A 16,455-nucleotide genomic window follows, 5' to 3' on the forward strand; every position below is an offset into this window, starting at 1 on the left:
ATGGGCTCTGAACTGTGTTTTCATTCATTTCTTTTCTTTAGAATTTGGCAGTGGTTTCACTGTACTTTTGATTATTAGATAGTCTTTCAATTCTTTGATCAGCTGGAAAAGTGCGGCCCGTTTCTCAAAATCATCGAAGGATGTTGGAATTTCTTTCTTTTTTACTTCCTTCACTAACTTCTCAAGCATCTCGATGTATTCATTAGCGGTATTATGATGATGAACATTATCACTTAAAAATCCAATGTATTCACCAAGTTCATGACTGACCTCATCACCCGACAAATCCATCTTAGCAGCTAAAGGCAGTATTCTCTTTAAGATACTCAACTGTTTTTCACGGAGTTTAAAATAGTGATAGTACGAGGCATCATCGACTATTTTATGATTTTCTTCCTCCAAAGCTGCATAGTAAACCGCTTTTCGAATTAAATTTTCTGCATCTATAATCTCTTTACCGCTCCAGGCACTGTTCCCTGTCACCAAATAATTACTTAATTCCTTAAAAATAATACTATAGAGCTTTTCAATATCCATTCGGTATTTTTTTAGCTCCCGCTCCATGTTCGGCATATAAAAGTTAACCAGAAAGGCAACTGTAATCCCAATGACAACTAGTAAAAATTCATTAAGTAAGCTTGACAATGTAATCGAATTAGAAGCGTATAAGTGCAAAATAATTACACTGCTTGTCACAATACCGCCAGAAATATTTAATGCAACAGTTGTCGGAATAAAAAACAACAGCATTAATCCAATGACAGGAGGTGTATATCCGAGAAGTTCAAAAAATGCAAAGGAATAAACCATGGCCAATGAACAGGCAAAGAAACGCTCACCGGCAGCCCTGAACGATCGCTTTTTTGTTCTTTGAATACACAATATAGTAATGATTCCAGCAGAGGCAAAACTCTGAAGCCCAATTATTTGGGCTATGTATATAGCAATTGGAGTCCCTATAGCCGTTTTAACGGTTCGATATCCGATTTTAAACATAGTTTATGTAGTCCCTCTCATGCAATTTAATGCAAAAAAGACGCTCTGAAATCAGACCATCTTTTTACTAATAGCATAAACTTTTTAGAGTACCTTTTGCAAGAAGTCTTTAGCACGTTCAGATTTAGGATTCGAGAAAAACTCTGCCGGAGGGGCATCCTCCACAATCACTCCTCCATCTAAAAATAAAACACGATCGGCTACTTCCTTGGCAAATCCCATTTCATGCGTCACAATCGCCATTGTCATCCCTGAAGTTGCCAGTGATTTCATAACTTCGAGTACTTCTTTCACCATCTCAGGATCAAGCGCTGAAGTAGGTTCATCAAACAGCATAATTTCAGGTTTCATGGCTAACGCTCGCGCTATGGCTACCCTTTGTTTTTGACCGCCGGAGAGGCGTTCAGGATACACATTCGCTTTATCTTCCATTCCTACTTTTGCCAATAGTTCCATTGCTTCCTTTTTGGCTTGCTCTTTCTTGACTTTGCGGACTTTCATTGGTGCGTACATGATGTTTTCCAAAACCGTCTTATGAGGGAACAGATAAAAGTGCTGGAATACCATTCCTACATTCTGACGCATCGCTAACACATCTGTTTTCGGTGCAGTAATCTCCTCACCCTTTATCCAAATCTGTCCGCCAGTTGGTTTTTCCATTAGGTTCATACAACGAAGAAATGTTGATTTACCGGAACCGGATGGTCCAATTACAGCAATCACTTCTCCTTCTTTTATCTCTGTGGAAATCCCCTTTAGAACTTCCAGCTTTCCATAGCTTTTATATAGCTCTTTTACTTTAATCATCAGTGCTGCAACCTCTTTTCAAGCATTTTTCCGATTAGCGTTAAAATCATAACCAGTACGTAATAGATTAAACCTGCAAACAGAAGCGGCTCTAAATATTGGAAGGTTTGTCCCCCAACTTGGTATGCGCGTCTCATGATATCCATTACGCCAATAGTTGTAACGATCGCAGATTCCTTTGTAAGCGTGATGAATTCATTCATTAAGGCAGGTAAAATATTTTTATATGCCTGCGGAAGGATGATATTGGCCATCATGCTGCTGTATGGAACACCAAGTGCCATGGCCGCTTCCCTTTGACCCTTATCTACCGCAAGAACCCCCCCACGGATAATTTCGGAAATATATGCAGCCGAGTTTAAAGAAAATGCTAAAACTGCTGCCCAATACCCTTCAATCTGAAAACCAAATAATTGCGGTGAAGCAAAATAAATAATCATTAATTGAAGAACTAATGGAGTACCCCTAAATATAGATGTATAAAAATCTGATAACCAAATGAGCGGCTTAATTGTAGTGATTTTGCATAAGGCTATAATGGTTCCAAGAAAGAAACCAAACAATGCAGCCAATGCTGCTATTTGCAATGTCGTATATACACCTTCCATTATATAGGGCATGGAAGGGATAATATCTGTAAAATCAAGATTCATGTACTTTCTCCTATCACTGTTAATAAAAAGAAAATTTCAGAAAGGGGTTCTCCCTTTCTGAAATTATTATTCAGCGTCTCCGCCAAACCATTTTAGAACTAACTCTTCAAGTTCACCATTTTCTTTCATCTTTTTCAACTCTTCATTAAATTGATCGCGCAATTCACTGCCTTTTTTGAAAGCAATGGCAGATCCAACTTCTTCTGCATCTCCTTCAAGAAGGAATCCTGTTAAATCTTCATTCTTATCAAGATACCCTTGTGCCACTAAATCTTCAATAATAGCCGCATCAAAACGTTCAGATTTTATTTCCTGTACCAATTCAGGAATTTTGTCACGGTTTTCAACTGTCATTTTTGTTGTTTTAGCTAATTCCTGAGCTTTTTCTTCTTGAATAGAACCCATTTGTACCCCGACAGTTTTATTTTCCAGATCTTTAACTGATTCGATTTTGTTATCTTTTGAAGTGACAATCATATGGTTTGCTGTGTAATAAATATCAGAGAAATCCACATTCTTTTCACGCTCCTCAGTTGGAGTCATCCCAGCCATAACAAAATCAGCTTGTCCATTTTTCACAGCCGTTACTAAACCGCCAAAATCCATATCGACAACTTCTACTTTATAACCAAGTTTCCCAGCAATCGCTTTTGCCAAATCTACATCAAATCCGATAATTTCATCACTTTTCGCTGTATCAATGTATTCGAATGGTTTATAATCAGCCGATGTAGCCATTTTTAAAACTTTTTCATCTTCAGAACCATTTCCTGACTCGTCAGAACTTCCACAAGCCGTTAATACCGAAACTGCTAATACTGCTGTCAATAAACTAAGCAACCATTTTTTCATTGTCCTTTACCCCCACTATAATGTGTTTTTCATGATGATAGTTTTCATTTCCTTACACAATTAAACTATCAAACTATATTTTAAGATTTAATAAATATTATATATATGCAACAAAATGTATTTTAACACATAAAATCTGTTTTGCAAAATATTTAATTATTATGTATATATAATTAATTTTTCTTGAGTTTTCACGCGTTAAACTAAAAAAGAAGTATCAAAAAATGATACTTCTCCCATAACATTATAATAAAATTATATACAGAATTTTATTATATTTAGACATTTTCATTCTTATCTTTTTTGAGCTTATTTTCCTCTTTTCACCTGAGGTAAGATCGATTAGACTTCTTCACAATATTCATCAAACATTTTTTGCAGATTTTCAATTACTTCTAAAGGTTCATGCCCTTCAATCTCATGACGCTCAACCATTTTAATGATTTTTCCATCTTTTAAAAGAGCGAATGATGGAGAGGAAGGCGGATAGCCCGTAAAGTATTCTCTTGCTCTGGCAGTAGCTTCTTTATCCTGACCGGCAAAGACCGTTACCAATTGGTCTGGTCTTTTATCATAATTCACTGCATGATAAGCAGCAGGACGAGCAATACCACCTGCACATCCACAAACAGAGTTAACCATAACAAGCGTTGTTCCCTTTTTGCTTAGAGTCTCATCTACTTCTTCTGCAGTTGTTAATTCTTTGTAACCTGCATTTTGTATTTCCTGACGAGCCTGGCGAACCACGTCGTTCATAAATAAATTAAAATTCATGCTCACTTAAACATCTTCCTTTCTATCGGAGCTACCCTTATAGTATCAGAGCAGCCGTTTTTTATAAAATATTCCAGATGACAGGTTTAGTTTACTTACACATGGGAATAGTACCTTTAATTAAGATGACCCCCTATACTCCTAAACTTTTGGATAGCCATAAGGCTATCCATCTTTTTTATGTACTACTCTACATTTTACTTATCCTTCGAAAAAAAATACAGATGAAATAATTCAGCAGCTGCTTTTGAAACTATTTTCTCTCCATCTCTGACACTTGCTTCGATAATCGGTAATAGTTTCTTAACAGCTTTATCGGTATAAAAATGATCAATGATTTGCTGTTCTACTTCACTCTCAAACCATTTTGTGACCTGCCGTTTTCGCCTATTCGAAAATTCACCTGTTTCCTTTGTGAAAACGGAAAATTCTATAATGGCCTCCCAAATTTCATTCAGACCCTGTTTATGCAAGGCTGAACAAGCAAACGTCCTGACAGTCCAATCCTTTGTAGCCGGTATATGATCACGGAGGATTTGACGGTATTCCTCTTTCGCTCGCATTGCTAGCTTTTCATTTTCCCCATCAGCTTTATTAACAGCTATTCCATCGACAAGCTCAAGGATGCCTTTTTTCATTCCTTGCAGTTCGTCTCCTGCACCCGTAAGAGTCAGCAGCAGAAAAAAATCTACCATATCCCTGACTTCAGCTTCACTTTGTCCCACTCCAACCGTTTCTACTAAGATCACTGAATATCCGGCAGCCTCACAAATCATCATGCTTTCTCTTGTTTTACGGTGCACACCGCCTAATTTACCTCCTGATGGGGTCGGGCGGATAAAGGCATTTGGATGTTTCGAAAGTTCTTCCATCCTAGTCTTATCTCCAAGTATACTGCCTCCGCTGATGGAAGAGCTGGGGTCAATGGCAAGTACGGCCACTTTATACCCAAGCTCACATAAAAATAGCCCCATATTCTCAATAAATGTACTCTTTCCTGCCCCTGGAACCCCACTAATACCGATGCGAATTGAATTCCCTGTAAAGGGGAGGATAGATTGCAAAATCTCTTCAGCCTGCGGACGATAAACGTCCCCTTTGCTTTCAACGAAAGTAATGGCTTTTGATAATGCTTGTAATTGCCCGGCTTTTAAGTTCCGGACAATTTCCTCTGTATCAACGGGCTTCGTATGGACTCTCTTATATCTTTTTCTTTCGTATTGCTGATTATGGTCTGTCATGACTGGACACTTCCTCATACCCTAGCCTTTTATAAATTTCATTTACTATTTTGATAGCCGCTTCCGGTATGACGGTTCCAGGACCAAATATAGCTGAAGCACCATGCTTGTATAAATAATCATAGTCCTGCTCCGGTATGACGCCTCCTGCAATAATGACGATATCCTCCCGGCCAAGTTTTTTTAGTTCACTGGCCAATTGAGGCAACAATGTTTTATGCCCTCCGGCTAAAGAACTCATCCCAATGACATGCACATCATTTTCAACTGCCTGTTTAGCAGATTCCTCCGGTGTTTGAAATAAAGGACCCATATCGACATCAAATCCAAGATCTGCATAAGCTGATGCAACAATTTTGGCCCCACGGTCATGACCGTCCTGACCCATTTTAGCAATTAATATTCGAGGACGGCGACCCTCATTAAGCAAAAATTCCTCTGTTAATTCTCTAACTTCATTGATTTTATCTAACTCCCGATAATGGGAACCATAGACTCCGCTGATTGTTCGGATAACAGCGCGGTGGCGACCCGATACCGCTTCTATCGCATCCGAGATTTCACCAAGAGTTGCTCTCGCAATGGCTGCCTCAACAGCCAATTCCAACAAATTGCCTTCTCCAGACTGTGCAGCTTTGGTCAATGCATTCAGTGTTTTTGTAACTTGTTCCTGATTACGCGTACCCTTAATCGTTTCGAGTCGTTTAATCTGCTGTTCGCGGACCTTTGAATTATCAATTTCAAGGATATCAAATTCTTCTTTTTCTTCTGTCCGGTATTGATTGATTCCAATCATGATTTCTTCACCGGAATCAATTTTGGCTTGCCGGCGTGCAGCAGCTTCCTCAATCCTCATCTTTGGAATACCGGATTCAATTGCCTTGGCCATCCCTCCAAGCTGTTCAATTTCCTCCAAATGTGCCCATGCTTTCTCAATTAAACGATTCGTTAAGGACTCGACATAATAGGAACCACCCCATGGATCAATAACATTTGTAATTCCGGTTTCCTCCTGCAGGAATAACTGCGTATTCCTGGCGATACTAGCTGAAAACTCTGTCGGCAGCGCAATCGCTTCATCAAAAGCATTTGTATGTAAGGATTGAGTATGCCCAAGTGCCGCTGCGTGTGCCTCTATTAAAGTTCTGGCGATATTATTGAAGGGATCTTGTTCAGCAAGGCTCCAACCGGATGTTTGCGAATGTGTTCTAAGTGCCAGCGATTTTTCATTTTTCGGATCAAATTGCTTCATAAGTTTTGACCATAAAAAGCGAGCCGCTCTTAGCTTAGCAACTTCCATAAAATAGTTCATACCGATACCCCAAAAAAACGATAAACGTGGGGCAAATGTATCAATAGCTATGCCCGCTTTCAATCCTGTTCTCACATACTCAATTCCATCAGCCAGTGTATAGGCAAGCTCCAAATCCGCAGGTGCTCCTGCCTCCTGCATATGATAGCCAGAGATTGATATACTATTAAATTTCGGCATATGAGCGGAGGTATACTCAAAGATATCGGCAATAATTTTCATAGACATAGCTGGTGGGTAAATATATGTATTACGTACCATATATTCTTTTAAAATATCATTCTGTATCGTACCGGTAAGCCGTGATGAATCTACGCCCTGTTCTTTTGCTGTAGCAATATAAAATGCCATTATCGGCAATACGGCACCATTCATTGTCATCGACACAGACATTTTCTCTAGTGGTATACCGGAAAATAGTATTTTCATGTCTTCTATCGAATCAATCGCAACTCCCGCTTTCCCAACATCCCCAACCACACGCGGATGATCAGAATCATAGCCTCGATGAGTCGCTAAATCAAATGCAACCGATAACCCTTTTTGTCCCATCTCCAAATTCCGTCTGTAAAAAGCATTCGATTCTTCAGCAGTAGAAAAGCCTGCATATTGGCGAACTGTCCATGGGCGGTTTACATACATCGCTGCATATGGCCCCCGCGTAAAGGGAGCAATCCCCGGGAAGGACGGTACATGCTCCACCAGTTCTAAATCATCCCGATTATATAGAGGCTTTAACGGTATTTGCTCATTTGTTTCAAAGTCAGGAATATCCGAACGTATATCTGCTGAATCTGAAACGAAATCCTCATGGACAGACTGCCAATCTATTTGTGAAAAATCCGGTTTTTTCATGCCTTTACCCCCTGCCTTGATGACAATATGGTTAATAGGTCAATCATATTTGTATGTCGGTCAATTTTCTTCCAATTAAATTCCTTGATAGCCAAATCAAAATTCCCCACTGCATAAATATGCATATTGCTGTCTACTTTTAAATTGGATAATGGCGTATTCAGGTGATTCTCATCACCGCATATCAGGAAATAGCTTCCCTGGCAACCTCTTATTATCTCTTCCAGCATTTCTTGATTTACTATTCCGGTTCGCTCTGTATAACTCAGACCCCCTGCCGCCAATACTTCTTTTGAAAGATCAATATATGGCTTAGATTGAGAGACGCTGCCCAGTCCAATCACTATGATTCTTTGCCGTTGCTCCATCTCATTGCCCCAGGTCAAATTCATCGATCTAATAGCTTCAAATTCTGATGCTAAACGGATTGGTTTAAGCGGGAATATTTCTTTTTCACTCTTTTGAATGCTTTGCGTTTCTATTAAATTCTGTGCCAGATCCGGTCGTTCTTCCTTTGGATTTGCATACACATTTGTACCCACCATCTTTTCCTTCCTAATAGCTACCGCTGATAATCTGTTTTTAGCTAGCTCCGTTAACTCTCCTTGTATTTGCCCCTTCTTTAACTCTGAAAGAATACCGCCTTTTTTCTCCAGTTTAATAAACTGATCCCATGCCTGTTGACACAGTTCATCTGTTAAAGCCTCCAAATAGTAAGAACCCCCGCCTGGATCAGCTGTTTTCATTAACATGCTCTCTTCCCTAAGAATATGTGGAATGTTTCTTGCCAGGCGTTTTCCAAGAGAACTCTTTTCTCTTTGCAATTGATCGAATGGGATGACCGTGAGATACTGACAGTTCCCAATTACTGCTGCCAATGCTTCATTTGTTGAACGGAGGAGATTTACATAATGATCAAACCCCGTTTTATTTCTTAATGAGGTCTGTGCATGGATGTCCATTTTAAAGTTGTTTTCCTGACCATATGATTTACCAACCGCAAACCAAAGCTTTCGCGCAGCTCGAAGTTTGGCAATTTGCATGAAAAAGGAGGAATCAATCGAGAATGAAAAAATTATTTTTTCTGCCGTTTCTTGTGCTGATAACCCTGCCTGCATGCCTTCAAATACATAATGTGCACCAAGTGATAATGAATACGCAATCTCTTTGACGGCATCTGCACCTGCTTCATGATAAGGCCTACTATTGACCAGAATTGTTTTTATTGTTGGGGAAGATAGATTCCAGTTCTTTATATAGTGAAACCAATCAGATAAGGCATTGTTTTCTTTAGTAGGTATAGACCCTCTTTCAGCCCATTCAGTAATTAAATCTCGTACCACTGCTCCTTGTTGATCAGATAGCCCGTTAACCTCAGCTAACTTTTCCATAATGATTTCCTGCCGGTTACCAGAACCAGCCTGTAGAAATAAAGGATAGTCCTCAATCGGCAAATCATTCAATAGTTTGATAAGTTCTTCACTGCCCATTTTGTTTACATCAAAGGAAATCGTATTTTGCCCATTCTCCAATGCCTCGAGTATAGTTCCCTTAATATTGCTTCCTGTTGCCACTTGGCAAATTTTTAGCGGGTGATGCTGATAGCCATTTTCATAGATTCCTCTTGTATAAGGAGGTTTACCGGGTACGGGTACTTCATCTTTTTCTGAATCCAAATTGTAAAGCGGTTTCAAAATGATTTTTTCAAACGTTTGAGTGTGTAATGTGTCCAGTTCTTTTCCCTTTAAAGATTTTAGAACTGCTTTTTCCCACTCCTCCACTGTTGTCTGTTGAAACCTATCATTCTTCGCATCCTTTATCTTCATAGCTTGCTTTCTACTAAAAGAAAGCTCCCTCCCCTCGCCAATTAACGAAATAGTATGTTAATTAATCTTATCATGCAAACGACCTTTTTCTCCAATAAAAGGAAAAATAGTCCAAATCTTCTTAAATCATTATTCAATCAATTCACCAATACTTCTCCATTAAAGTATTTGACCAGGTGGGTTGAAGAACTCTTTCTTTTGGCAAAAATTCTTTCATTACAGGCTTAATATCTATGATAGGGGTACCATCCAGAGCATCTAGCCCTTTAACAGTTAATACTCTCTGTTCAACTCCCACCAATTCAACGATTGTAACCCCAAGCTTATTCGGCCGATTCTTCCCTCTTTGTGCAAAGATGCCTACCTCGGGAAATTCTTTATTTCTGGGATGTCTTGCTTCATACTGAATATTTCTATCATCTACTTTGTCAAAATAAAAAATAATTTCTAAATGAGAGAATTCGTGTATACCTTTTAAAGACGATTGACTTATATTCTCAGCCAGTTCAATGGACGATACAATAGCACCCCAATCATCATCCACTATTTCTCTCCTGCTATTCTTCACAAATGCTATTGGTTCTATCAAATAGTGCATAGCTACATCCATCCCCTTAATCAGACGGCAGTCACTCTATCATTTCTTCAACTCCGAGAAAAATTCCTTTAAAATAAAATGAAAAGAAAAACGTCGATGAATTCACAGGTGTATACAATGTCCATTCTTCAGAGGAACTTCATTGTTTTCATTTAATCCAGTAAATTATTTCTTGGGAAATGATTCAAGTAGATAAAAGAAGACACACATACTGTGTGCCCTCATGTTTTCTATTAATATAGCGGTGTATTTTCGCTTGTGATATGTTCCAGGATATCTTTCACTCGAGCCAAAAACCTTCCGCATACCAATCCATCAAGAATACGGTGATCTAGTGATAGACATAAATTGACCCGATCCCGGATAGCAATCATATTGCCGTGCATGACAACTGGTTTCTTGACAATTGACTCCACTTGCAAGATAGCTGCCTGTGGATGGTTTATAATTCCCATCGATTGGATGGATCCAAATGAACCAGTATTATTTACCGTAAAGGTACCGCCCTGCATATCCTCGGACTTTAATTTACCGGAACGGACCTTTTCAGCCAATTCATTAATTTCACGTGCAATCCCTTTAATTGTTTTTTCATCTGCAAATTTAATAACCGGAACATACAACGCTTCATCCGTCGACACAGCAATCGAGATGTTAATATCTTTTTTCCTGACAATTTTATCTCCAGCCCACATTGAATTCATTTCTGGAAACTCTTTTAATGCTTGAGCAACCGCTTTAACAAAAAAGGCAAAATAAGTTAGATTATAGCCTTCCTTTTGCCTAAATTCCTTCTTAAGTGAATCACGGTATTGAACGAGATTGGTTACATCCGCTTCCACCATTGTCCATGCATGCGGAATCTCATGTTTAGAACGCACCATATTTTGTGCAATAGCTTTCCTTATACCAGTTACAGGTATTTCTCGATCTCCACTTTCTATCTTCATATCACTGCCTGATGATTTTTGCTTTACACCCAAATTAGGCTCATACATCTGAGTATCCGCTTTCGGTTCAGCATTTTCAATGTTAACTTGGGCCTTAGCAGCAGTGCCGCTCTCCACAGCTTTCAAAATGTCTTTACGAGTAATTCGACCGCCGGCTCCGCTTCCAGCCACGTTTTCGAGGTTAATCCCATGTTCCTGGGATAATTTTAATACGGCCGGAGAATAACGTGCCTTATTAGATTGGTCGGTCTGAATTAGCGATTCACTTTTTTCCTCAGAATGATTCTTTTCTTCCTTTGGTGCCTCTTCAGAACTATCAGGCTCTCCTGCTAGTTGGATACTGCACATGACTTCCCCGACAGGAAGTGTCTCTCCCTCTGCTGCAATCAAATCTTTAATTACTCCAGTAAAGGAAGATGGAACTTCGGCATTCACTTTATCCGTCATTACTTCAGCTATCGGGTCATATTTATTCACTCGGTCACCGGTCTTTACAAGCCAGCTCGAGATCGTCCCTTCTGTTACACTCTCCCCAAGCTGCGGCATTTTCATCTGTTCTATTGGCATTCGCTATTTATCTCCTTTCGCAATCAGTTTAAAATTCTGCTAATTCTCTCATGGCTTTTTCCACTTTTTCCGGGTTGACCATAAAATATTTTTCCATAGTTGGAGCATATGGCATCGCCGGAAGATCAGGACCTGCTAAACGTTTAATTGGTGCATCCAGCTCAAACAAGCAGTTCTCGGCAATGATCGCCGCCACCTCGCTTATTATGCTGCCTTCCTTCGTATCTTCCGTTATCAATAGCACTTTACCAGTTTTGGAGGAAGCCTCGATAATTGCTTCCTTATCGAGGGGATACACTGTCCTTAAATCTAAAACATGCACTGAGATTCCATCCTGAGCTAATTTTTCAGCAGCCTGAAGCGCAAAGTGAACACAAAGTCCATAAGTGATAACCGTAATATCATCTCCATCCCTTTTTACATCCGCTTTGCCTATCGGCAATACATAATCATCATTGGAGACTTCCCCTTTGATCAGACGGTACGCACGTTTATGCTCAAAGAAAAGTACAGGGTCTTCATCACGTATTGCTGCTTTTAAAAGCCCTTTTGCGTCGTATGGTGTAGATGGCATAACAATTTTTAAACCAGGCTGATTGGCAAAAATGGCCTCTACTGATTGTGAATGATATAAGGCACCGTGTACCCCACCACCGTAAGGAGCACGTATGACCATCGGACAATGCCAATCATTATTGGACCGATAGCGGATTTTGGCAGCCTCAGAAATGATTTGGTTTATTGCCGGCATAATAAAATCCGCAAATTGTATTTCTGCAATCGGTCGCATTCCATACATTGCAGCTCCGATTCCTACCCCCGCAATAGCAGATTCAGCCAAAGGCGTATCAATTACTCGATCTTCACCAAATTGCTCGTACAGCCCGTTTGTAGCCTTAAACACTCCTCCTTTTCTGCCAACATCTTCACCAAGGATAAAAACTTTTTCATCTCGTTCCATTTCTTCTTTCATCGCCATGGTTATTGCATCGATATATGAAATGACAGGCATGGTTTACTCTCCTTCCGTCTCAGCATATACAAACTTCAAAGCATCTTCTGCTTTTGCATACGGAGCATTTTCAGCGTAATCTGTTGCTTCATTTACGATTTTCATGACCCTTTTATTGATTTCTGTTTCTTTCTCTTCATCCAGAAGGTCAATTTCCTTTAAATACGCCCCAAATGTGAGAATCGGATCCTCCGTTTTTGCCTTTTCCACTTCATCTCGAGCACGGTAGCTTCGATCATCATCATCACTTGAGTGCGGAGTAAGCCGGTAGGATACAGTTTCAACCAAAGAAGGGCCTTCCCCGCGTCGGGCACGGTCAGCAGCCTCTTTAACAGCTTTATACACTTCGAGCGGATCATTGCCATCTACTGTGACACCAGGCATCCCATATCCAATAGCTCGGTCTGACACTTTTTCACAGGCTAATTGTTTTTCAATTGGTACCGAAATCGCATATTTATTATTTTCAACCATAAAAATAACAGGGAGTTTATGTACACCAGCAAAATTGGCACCTTCATGAAAATCTCCCTGATTTGATGAACCTTCACCAAAAGTTACAAATGTAACCAAATCTTTCTTTTCCATTTTTCCAGCCAATGCGATTCCGACTGCATGGGGAACTTGAGTGGTAACCGGCGATGATCCTGTTACAATTCGATTTTTCTTCTGACCAAAATGACCTGGCATCTGCCTGCCGCCGGAGTTTGGATCTTCCTGCTTGGCAAATCCTGAGAGCATCAACTCAGTTGGTGTCATACCAAATGTTAGAACTACCCCCATATCGCGATAGTAAGGCAGTACATAATCCTTTTCCCTATCAAGGGCAAAAGCTGCTCCAACCTGAGCTGCCTCCTGACCCTGACAGGAAATCACAAACGGAATTTTCCCAGAGCGATTTAACAGCCACATTCTTTCATCTATACGCCTTGCCATCAGCATTGTTTCATACATTTCCAATACCATTTCGTCCGTTAATCCCAGGACTTCATGCCTGTTTTTTGTCATTTAGTAAACCTCCTCTAAAGCCTTGCTCAAATTTTTACGAATGAATCGCTTTTCCATCAACAGCCAGAGCTGCTTCTCCAATCACTTCAGACAATGAAGGATGCGGATGAATAGTATGAGCAACCTCCCAAGCTGAAGCATTTAATACAAGGGCCAAGCCTGCCTCAGAAATCATATCTGTTACATGCGGGCCAATCATATGTACACCTAATAAATCATCCGTTTCTTCATCAGAAATCATTTTCACAAAACCGTCTGACTCTCCGAAGACCAATGCCTTTCCAATTGCTTTGAACGGGAATTTTCCGACCTTGACCTTATGACCGCGCTGAATAGCTTCATCTTCTGTGATTCCTACACTTGCTGCCTCAGGACTACTATATATGCATCTGGAAATAAAATCGTATTGGATAGGATGTGGACTTTGGTTAGCTATATGCTCCACTGCAGTGATTCCTTCATGGCTTGCGACATGAGCCAGTTGCATGCCTCCAATCACATCACCAATGGCATAGATATGCGATTCCTTTGTTTGATAAAACTCATTAACAGCTATTACGCCGTTATCAATTTGTATATCGGTGTTTTGAAGACCAATCCCTTCAACATTAGCCTGGCGACCAACCGATACAAGAATTTTTTCAGCCTTATATTCCTTCTTTTCTCCGTTTAATTCTGCGGATATGGATACGCCCTGTCCAGTTTGCAGCGTTTCTGGCATTACTTTTGCTCTAGTAACGATCCTAATACCTTTTTTCTTTAAGATCCTTTGCATCTCTTTCGAAATATCTCGGTCTTCTGTTGGTATAAGACGATCTGCGTATTCCAGTATAGTTACCTCTACTCCAAAATCAGCCATCATGGATGCCCATTCTACTCCAATAACTCCTCCTCCGATAACAAGCAAAGAAGATGGTAATTCGGATAGCTGTAAAGCTTCATCTGATGTCATTACGAATTCACCGTCAATTTTTAAACCCGGCAAGGATTTTGGTCTTGAACCTGTTGCAATAATGACATTTTTCGGAATTAACATTTCATTTTCCATTCCATTATTCATCTCAACTGAAATGGTCCCTGGCATTGGCGAAAATATGGATGGTCCAAGAATGCGTCCATACCCTTCATATAAATCGATTTTTCCTTGTTTGATTAGATGTTGCACACCTTTATGGAGCTGTTCAACGATTCTTTCTTTTCTTTCCTGTGCCTTTAGAAAATTTAGACGAGGTTCGGATACTTCCACACCAAACTCTTCTGCATGTTTGATAGTTTGGTAGACCTCAGCACTGCGTAAAAGTGCTTTTGACGGTATGCATCCAGCATGGAGACAGGTTCCGCCTAGCTTGCCCTTTTCAACAATAGCTGTTCTCAAACCTAACTGGGAGCCTCTTATGGCTGCTACATAGCCGCCTGTGCCACCGCCCAAAATGACCAAATCATAATCAGTTGCCATTTAAAATCCACATCCTAACATCTATATTCAGTACTTAATATTTAAGGGATACACACTTTCTCATATAACTCCATCCTAATTCTACTGGTCTTACCACATGGTCAGAGGTTATTAAGTTAACCCTCATTCACAAACCAAAAATGAGCCTTATTAGAGAACAAGAATCCGCAAGTTTACACGTATACGGACTCTTGATTCTCAGGTGACTCTAACGGCGACGATTTAGTATATGGCGGCCGTTTAATAAAAACTGGCTTCTGGATTGTTTTAATTTTTCAATTCTCTCCTCAGCCATTCGGTCCGCTGCAACATAGGTCGGAATTCCGTCTCTTTTAGCAATCTCTATGACTCTTTCAATATTGCTATATATACCCTCTACTTTTTTCAACGCCCGATCCTTGTTATAGCCATATAATTCATCCGCGACATTAATTACCCCACCGGCATTAATTACATAATCAGGTGCGTAAACGATACCCATTTCATGAATGGCATCTCCATGACGAGTTTCCTTTAATTGATTATTAGCTGCACCCGCAATTACTCTTGCTTTGATTCGCGTAATAGTTTCATCATTTATAGTTGCACCAAGCGCACAAGGTGCATAGATATCACAATCGACACTATATATATCTTCAGGATCCACTGCTTTTGCTCCAAAATCCTCCACAGCACGATTCACTGATTCTTTATTAATATCTGTAACTATTAATTGTGCACCCTCTTCATGTAGATGCTTACAAAGATTATAGGCTACGTTTCCTACTCCCTGGATAGCGATTACTTTTCCTTCCAGCGAATCTGTGCCAAATGCTTCTTTTGCTGCTGCTTTCATTCCTCTGTACACGCCATAAGCAGTGACAGGGGATGGATTTCCTGATGAACCAAAAGCAGGTGAAATACCCGTTACATAGTCCGTTTCCTCATGGATAATATCCATATCAGCCACTGTTGTTCCTACATCCTCAGCCGTAATATATCTTCCATTCAACCCTTGAATATAACGACCAAAGGCACGGAACATTTCTTCATTTTTATCTTTACGCGGATCACCGATAATAACGGTTTTACCTCCGCCGAGATTCAGGCCGGCAGCTGCATTTTTATACGTCATTCCCTTCGCTAATCGAAGAGCGTCCTCTATTGCAGCATCCTCTGTATCATATGTCCACATTCTTGTGCCGCCAAGCGCAGGTCCGAGGGTTGTATCATGTATGGCAATAATAGCTTTTAAACCAGATTGTTTATCCTGTACAAACAGCAATTGTTCATAATCATATTGCTCCATATATTTAAAAATTTCCATTTTTCATTTCCCCTCTCTATCTTCGGTCTAACCTTTACTTTTTACTGACCTTTTCACACTTTAAGATTTAAAATGAAGTTATTTGGCTTTTTAGGTCCTTTTAGGGTGTTGACCGTACTTGAACTTGCCTCCTCTGCAGACTTGTTATGAACAGCACAGCTGCTGTAAAACTCAAGCCACCATCTTGGCCCCTTGTTTTGGTCCACCCACAGTCTTTAGATGCAAGAATCGTGCCAACATGA

Annotated in this window: 14 protein-coding genes; all 14 read right to left on the reverse strand. The window is 40.0% G+C overall.

Annotated elements, in window-relative coordinates; all coding sequences use genetic code 11:
• Positions 1–24: 24 nt before the first annotated feature.
• Complete coding sequence (locus AC4G3O_RS04435) at positions 25–996, reverse strand: aromatic acid exporter family protein (RefSeq protein ID WP_066104868.1); 972 nt, start codon at positions 994–996, stop codon at positions 25–27.
• Positions 997–1,080: 84 nt separating this feature from the next.
• Positions 1,081–1,803: an amino acid ABC transporter ATP-binding protein gene (locus tag AC4G3O_RS04440; RefSeq protein ID WP_066104869.1), complete on the reverse strand. Its 723-nt coding sequence runs from the start codon at positions 1,801–1,803 to the stop codon at positions 1,081–1,083.
• On the reverse strand, positions 1,803–2,456 hold the full coding sequence (locus AC4G3O_RS04445) for an amino acid ABC transporter permease (RefSeq protein WP_066104872.1): 654 nt from the start codon (positions 2,454–2,456) through the stop codon (positions 1,803–1,805). The genes AC4G3O_RS04440 and AC4G3O_RS04445 overlap by 1 nt, the downstream gene beginning before the upstream one ends.
• 66 nt (positions 2,457–2,522) lie before the next feature.
• Positions 2,523–3,308 carry a transporter substrate-binding domain-containing protein gene (locus tag AC4G3O_RS04450; RefSeq protein ID WP_066104877.1) on the reverse strand — a complete coding sequence of 262 codons (786 nt, stop codon included), beginning with the start codon at positions 3,306–3,308 and terminating at the stop codon, positions 2,523–2,525.
• 342 nt (positions 3,309–3,650) lie between these two features.
• Positions 3,651–4,088, reverse strand: coding sequence for a BrxA/BrxB family bacilliredoxin (locus AC4G3O_RS04455; protein WP_066104881.1), 438 nt, complete (start codon positions 4,086–4,088; stop codon positions 3,651–3,653).
• A gap of 191 nt (positions 4,089–4,279) precedes the next feature.
• Positions 4,280–5,323, reverse strand: a complete 1,044-nt coding sequence (meaB, locus tag AC4G3O_RS04460; protein ID WP_066104884.1) for a methylmalonyl Co-A mutase-associated GTPase MeaB — start codon at positions 5,321–5,323, stop codon at positions 4,280–4,282.
• Positions 5,310–7,490, reverse strand: a complete 2,181-nt coding sequence (gene scpA, locus AC4G3O_RS04465; protein WP_490551169.1) for a methylmalonyl-CoA mutase — start codon at positions 7,488–7,490, stop codon at positions 5,310–5,312. The genes meaB and scpA overlap by 14 nt, the downstream gene beginning before the upstream one ends.
• A complete protein-coding gene (locus AC4G3O_RS04470; RefSeq protein WP_066104890.1) occupies positions 7,487–9,316 on the reverse strand; it encodes a methylmalonyl-CoA mutase family protein in 1,830 nt (609 codons plus the stop codon). The genes scpA and AC4G3O_RS04470 overlap by 4 nt, the downstream gene beginning before the upstream one ends.
• Positions 9,317–9,458: 142 nt before the next feature.
• Positions 9,459–9,914: an SAM-dependent methyltransferase gene (locus tag AC4G3O_RS04475; protein ID WP_491135885.1), complete on the reverse strand. Its 456-nt coding sequence runs from the start codon at positions 9,912–9,914 to the stop codon at positions 9,459–9,461.
• A gap of 233 nt (positions 9,915–10,147) precedes the next feature.
• The gene (locus AC4G3O_RS04480; protein ID WP_491135886.1) at positions 10,148–11,431 is read right to left on the reverse strand and encodes a dihydrolipoamide acetyltransferase family protein; all 1,284 of its coding nucleotides are present in this window, start codon (positions 11,429–11,431) and stop codon (positions 10,148–10,150) included.
• Between the two features lie 28 nt (positions 11,432–11,459).
• Entirely contained in the window at positions 11,460–12,443 is a 984-nt protein-coding gene (locus AC4G3O_RS04485) for an alpha-ketoacid dehydrogenase subunit beta (protein WP_066104899.1), read from the reverse strand.
• A 3-nt stretch (positions 12,444–12,446) separates the two neighbouring features.
• Positions 12,447–13,451, reverse strand: a complete 1,005-nt coding sequence (locus AC4G3O_RS04490) for a thiamine pyrophosphate-dependent dehydrogenase E1 component subunit alpha (RefSeq protein ID WP_139892477.1) — start codon at positions 13,449–13,451, stop codon at positions 12,447–12,449.
• A 34-nt stretch (positions 13,452–13,485) separates the two neighbouring features.
• The gene (lpdA, locus tag AC4G3O_RS04495; protein WP_066104904.1) at positions 13,486–14,907 is read right to left on the reverse strand and encodes a dihydrolipoyl dehydrogenase; all 1,422 of its coding nucleotides are present in this window, start codon (positions 14,905–14,907) and stop codon (positions 13,486–13,488) included.
• Positions 14,908–15,115: 208 nt separating this feature from the next.
• Positions 15,116–16,213 (reverse strand): branched-chain amino acid dehydrogenase, encoded by a 1,098-nt coding sequence (gene bcd / locus AC4G3O_RS04500; protein WP_066104907.1) that lies wholly within the window; start codon positions 16,211–16,213, stop codon positions 15,116–15,118.
• Positions 16,214–16,455 lie beyond the last annotated feature (242 nt).

This window comes from Bacillus sp. z14 (2026) (assembly GCF_058313575.1).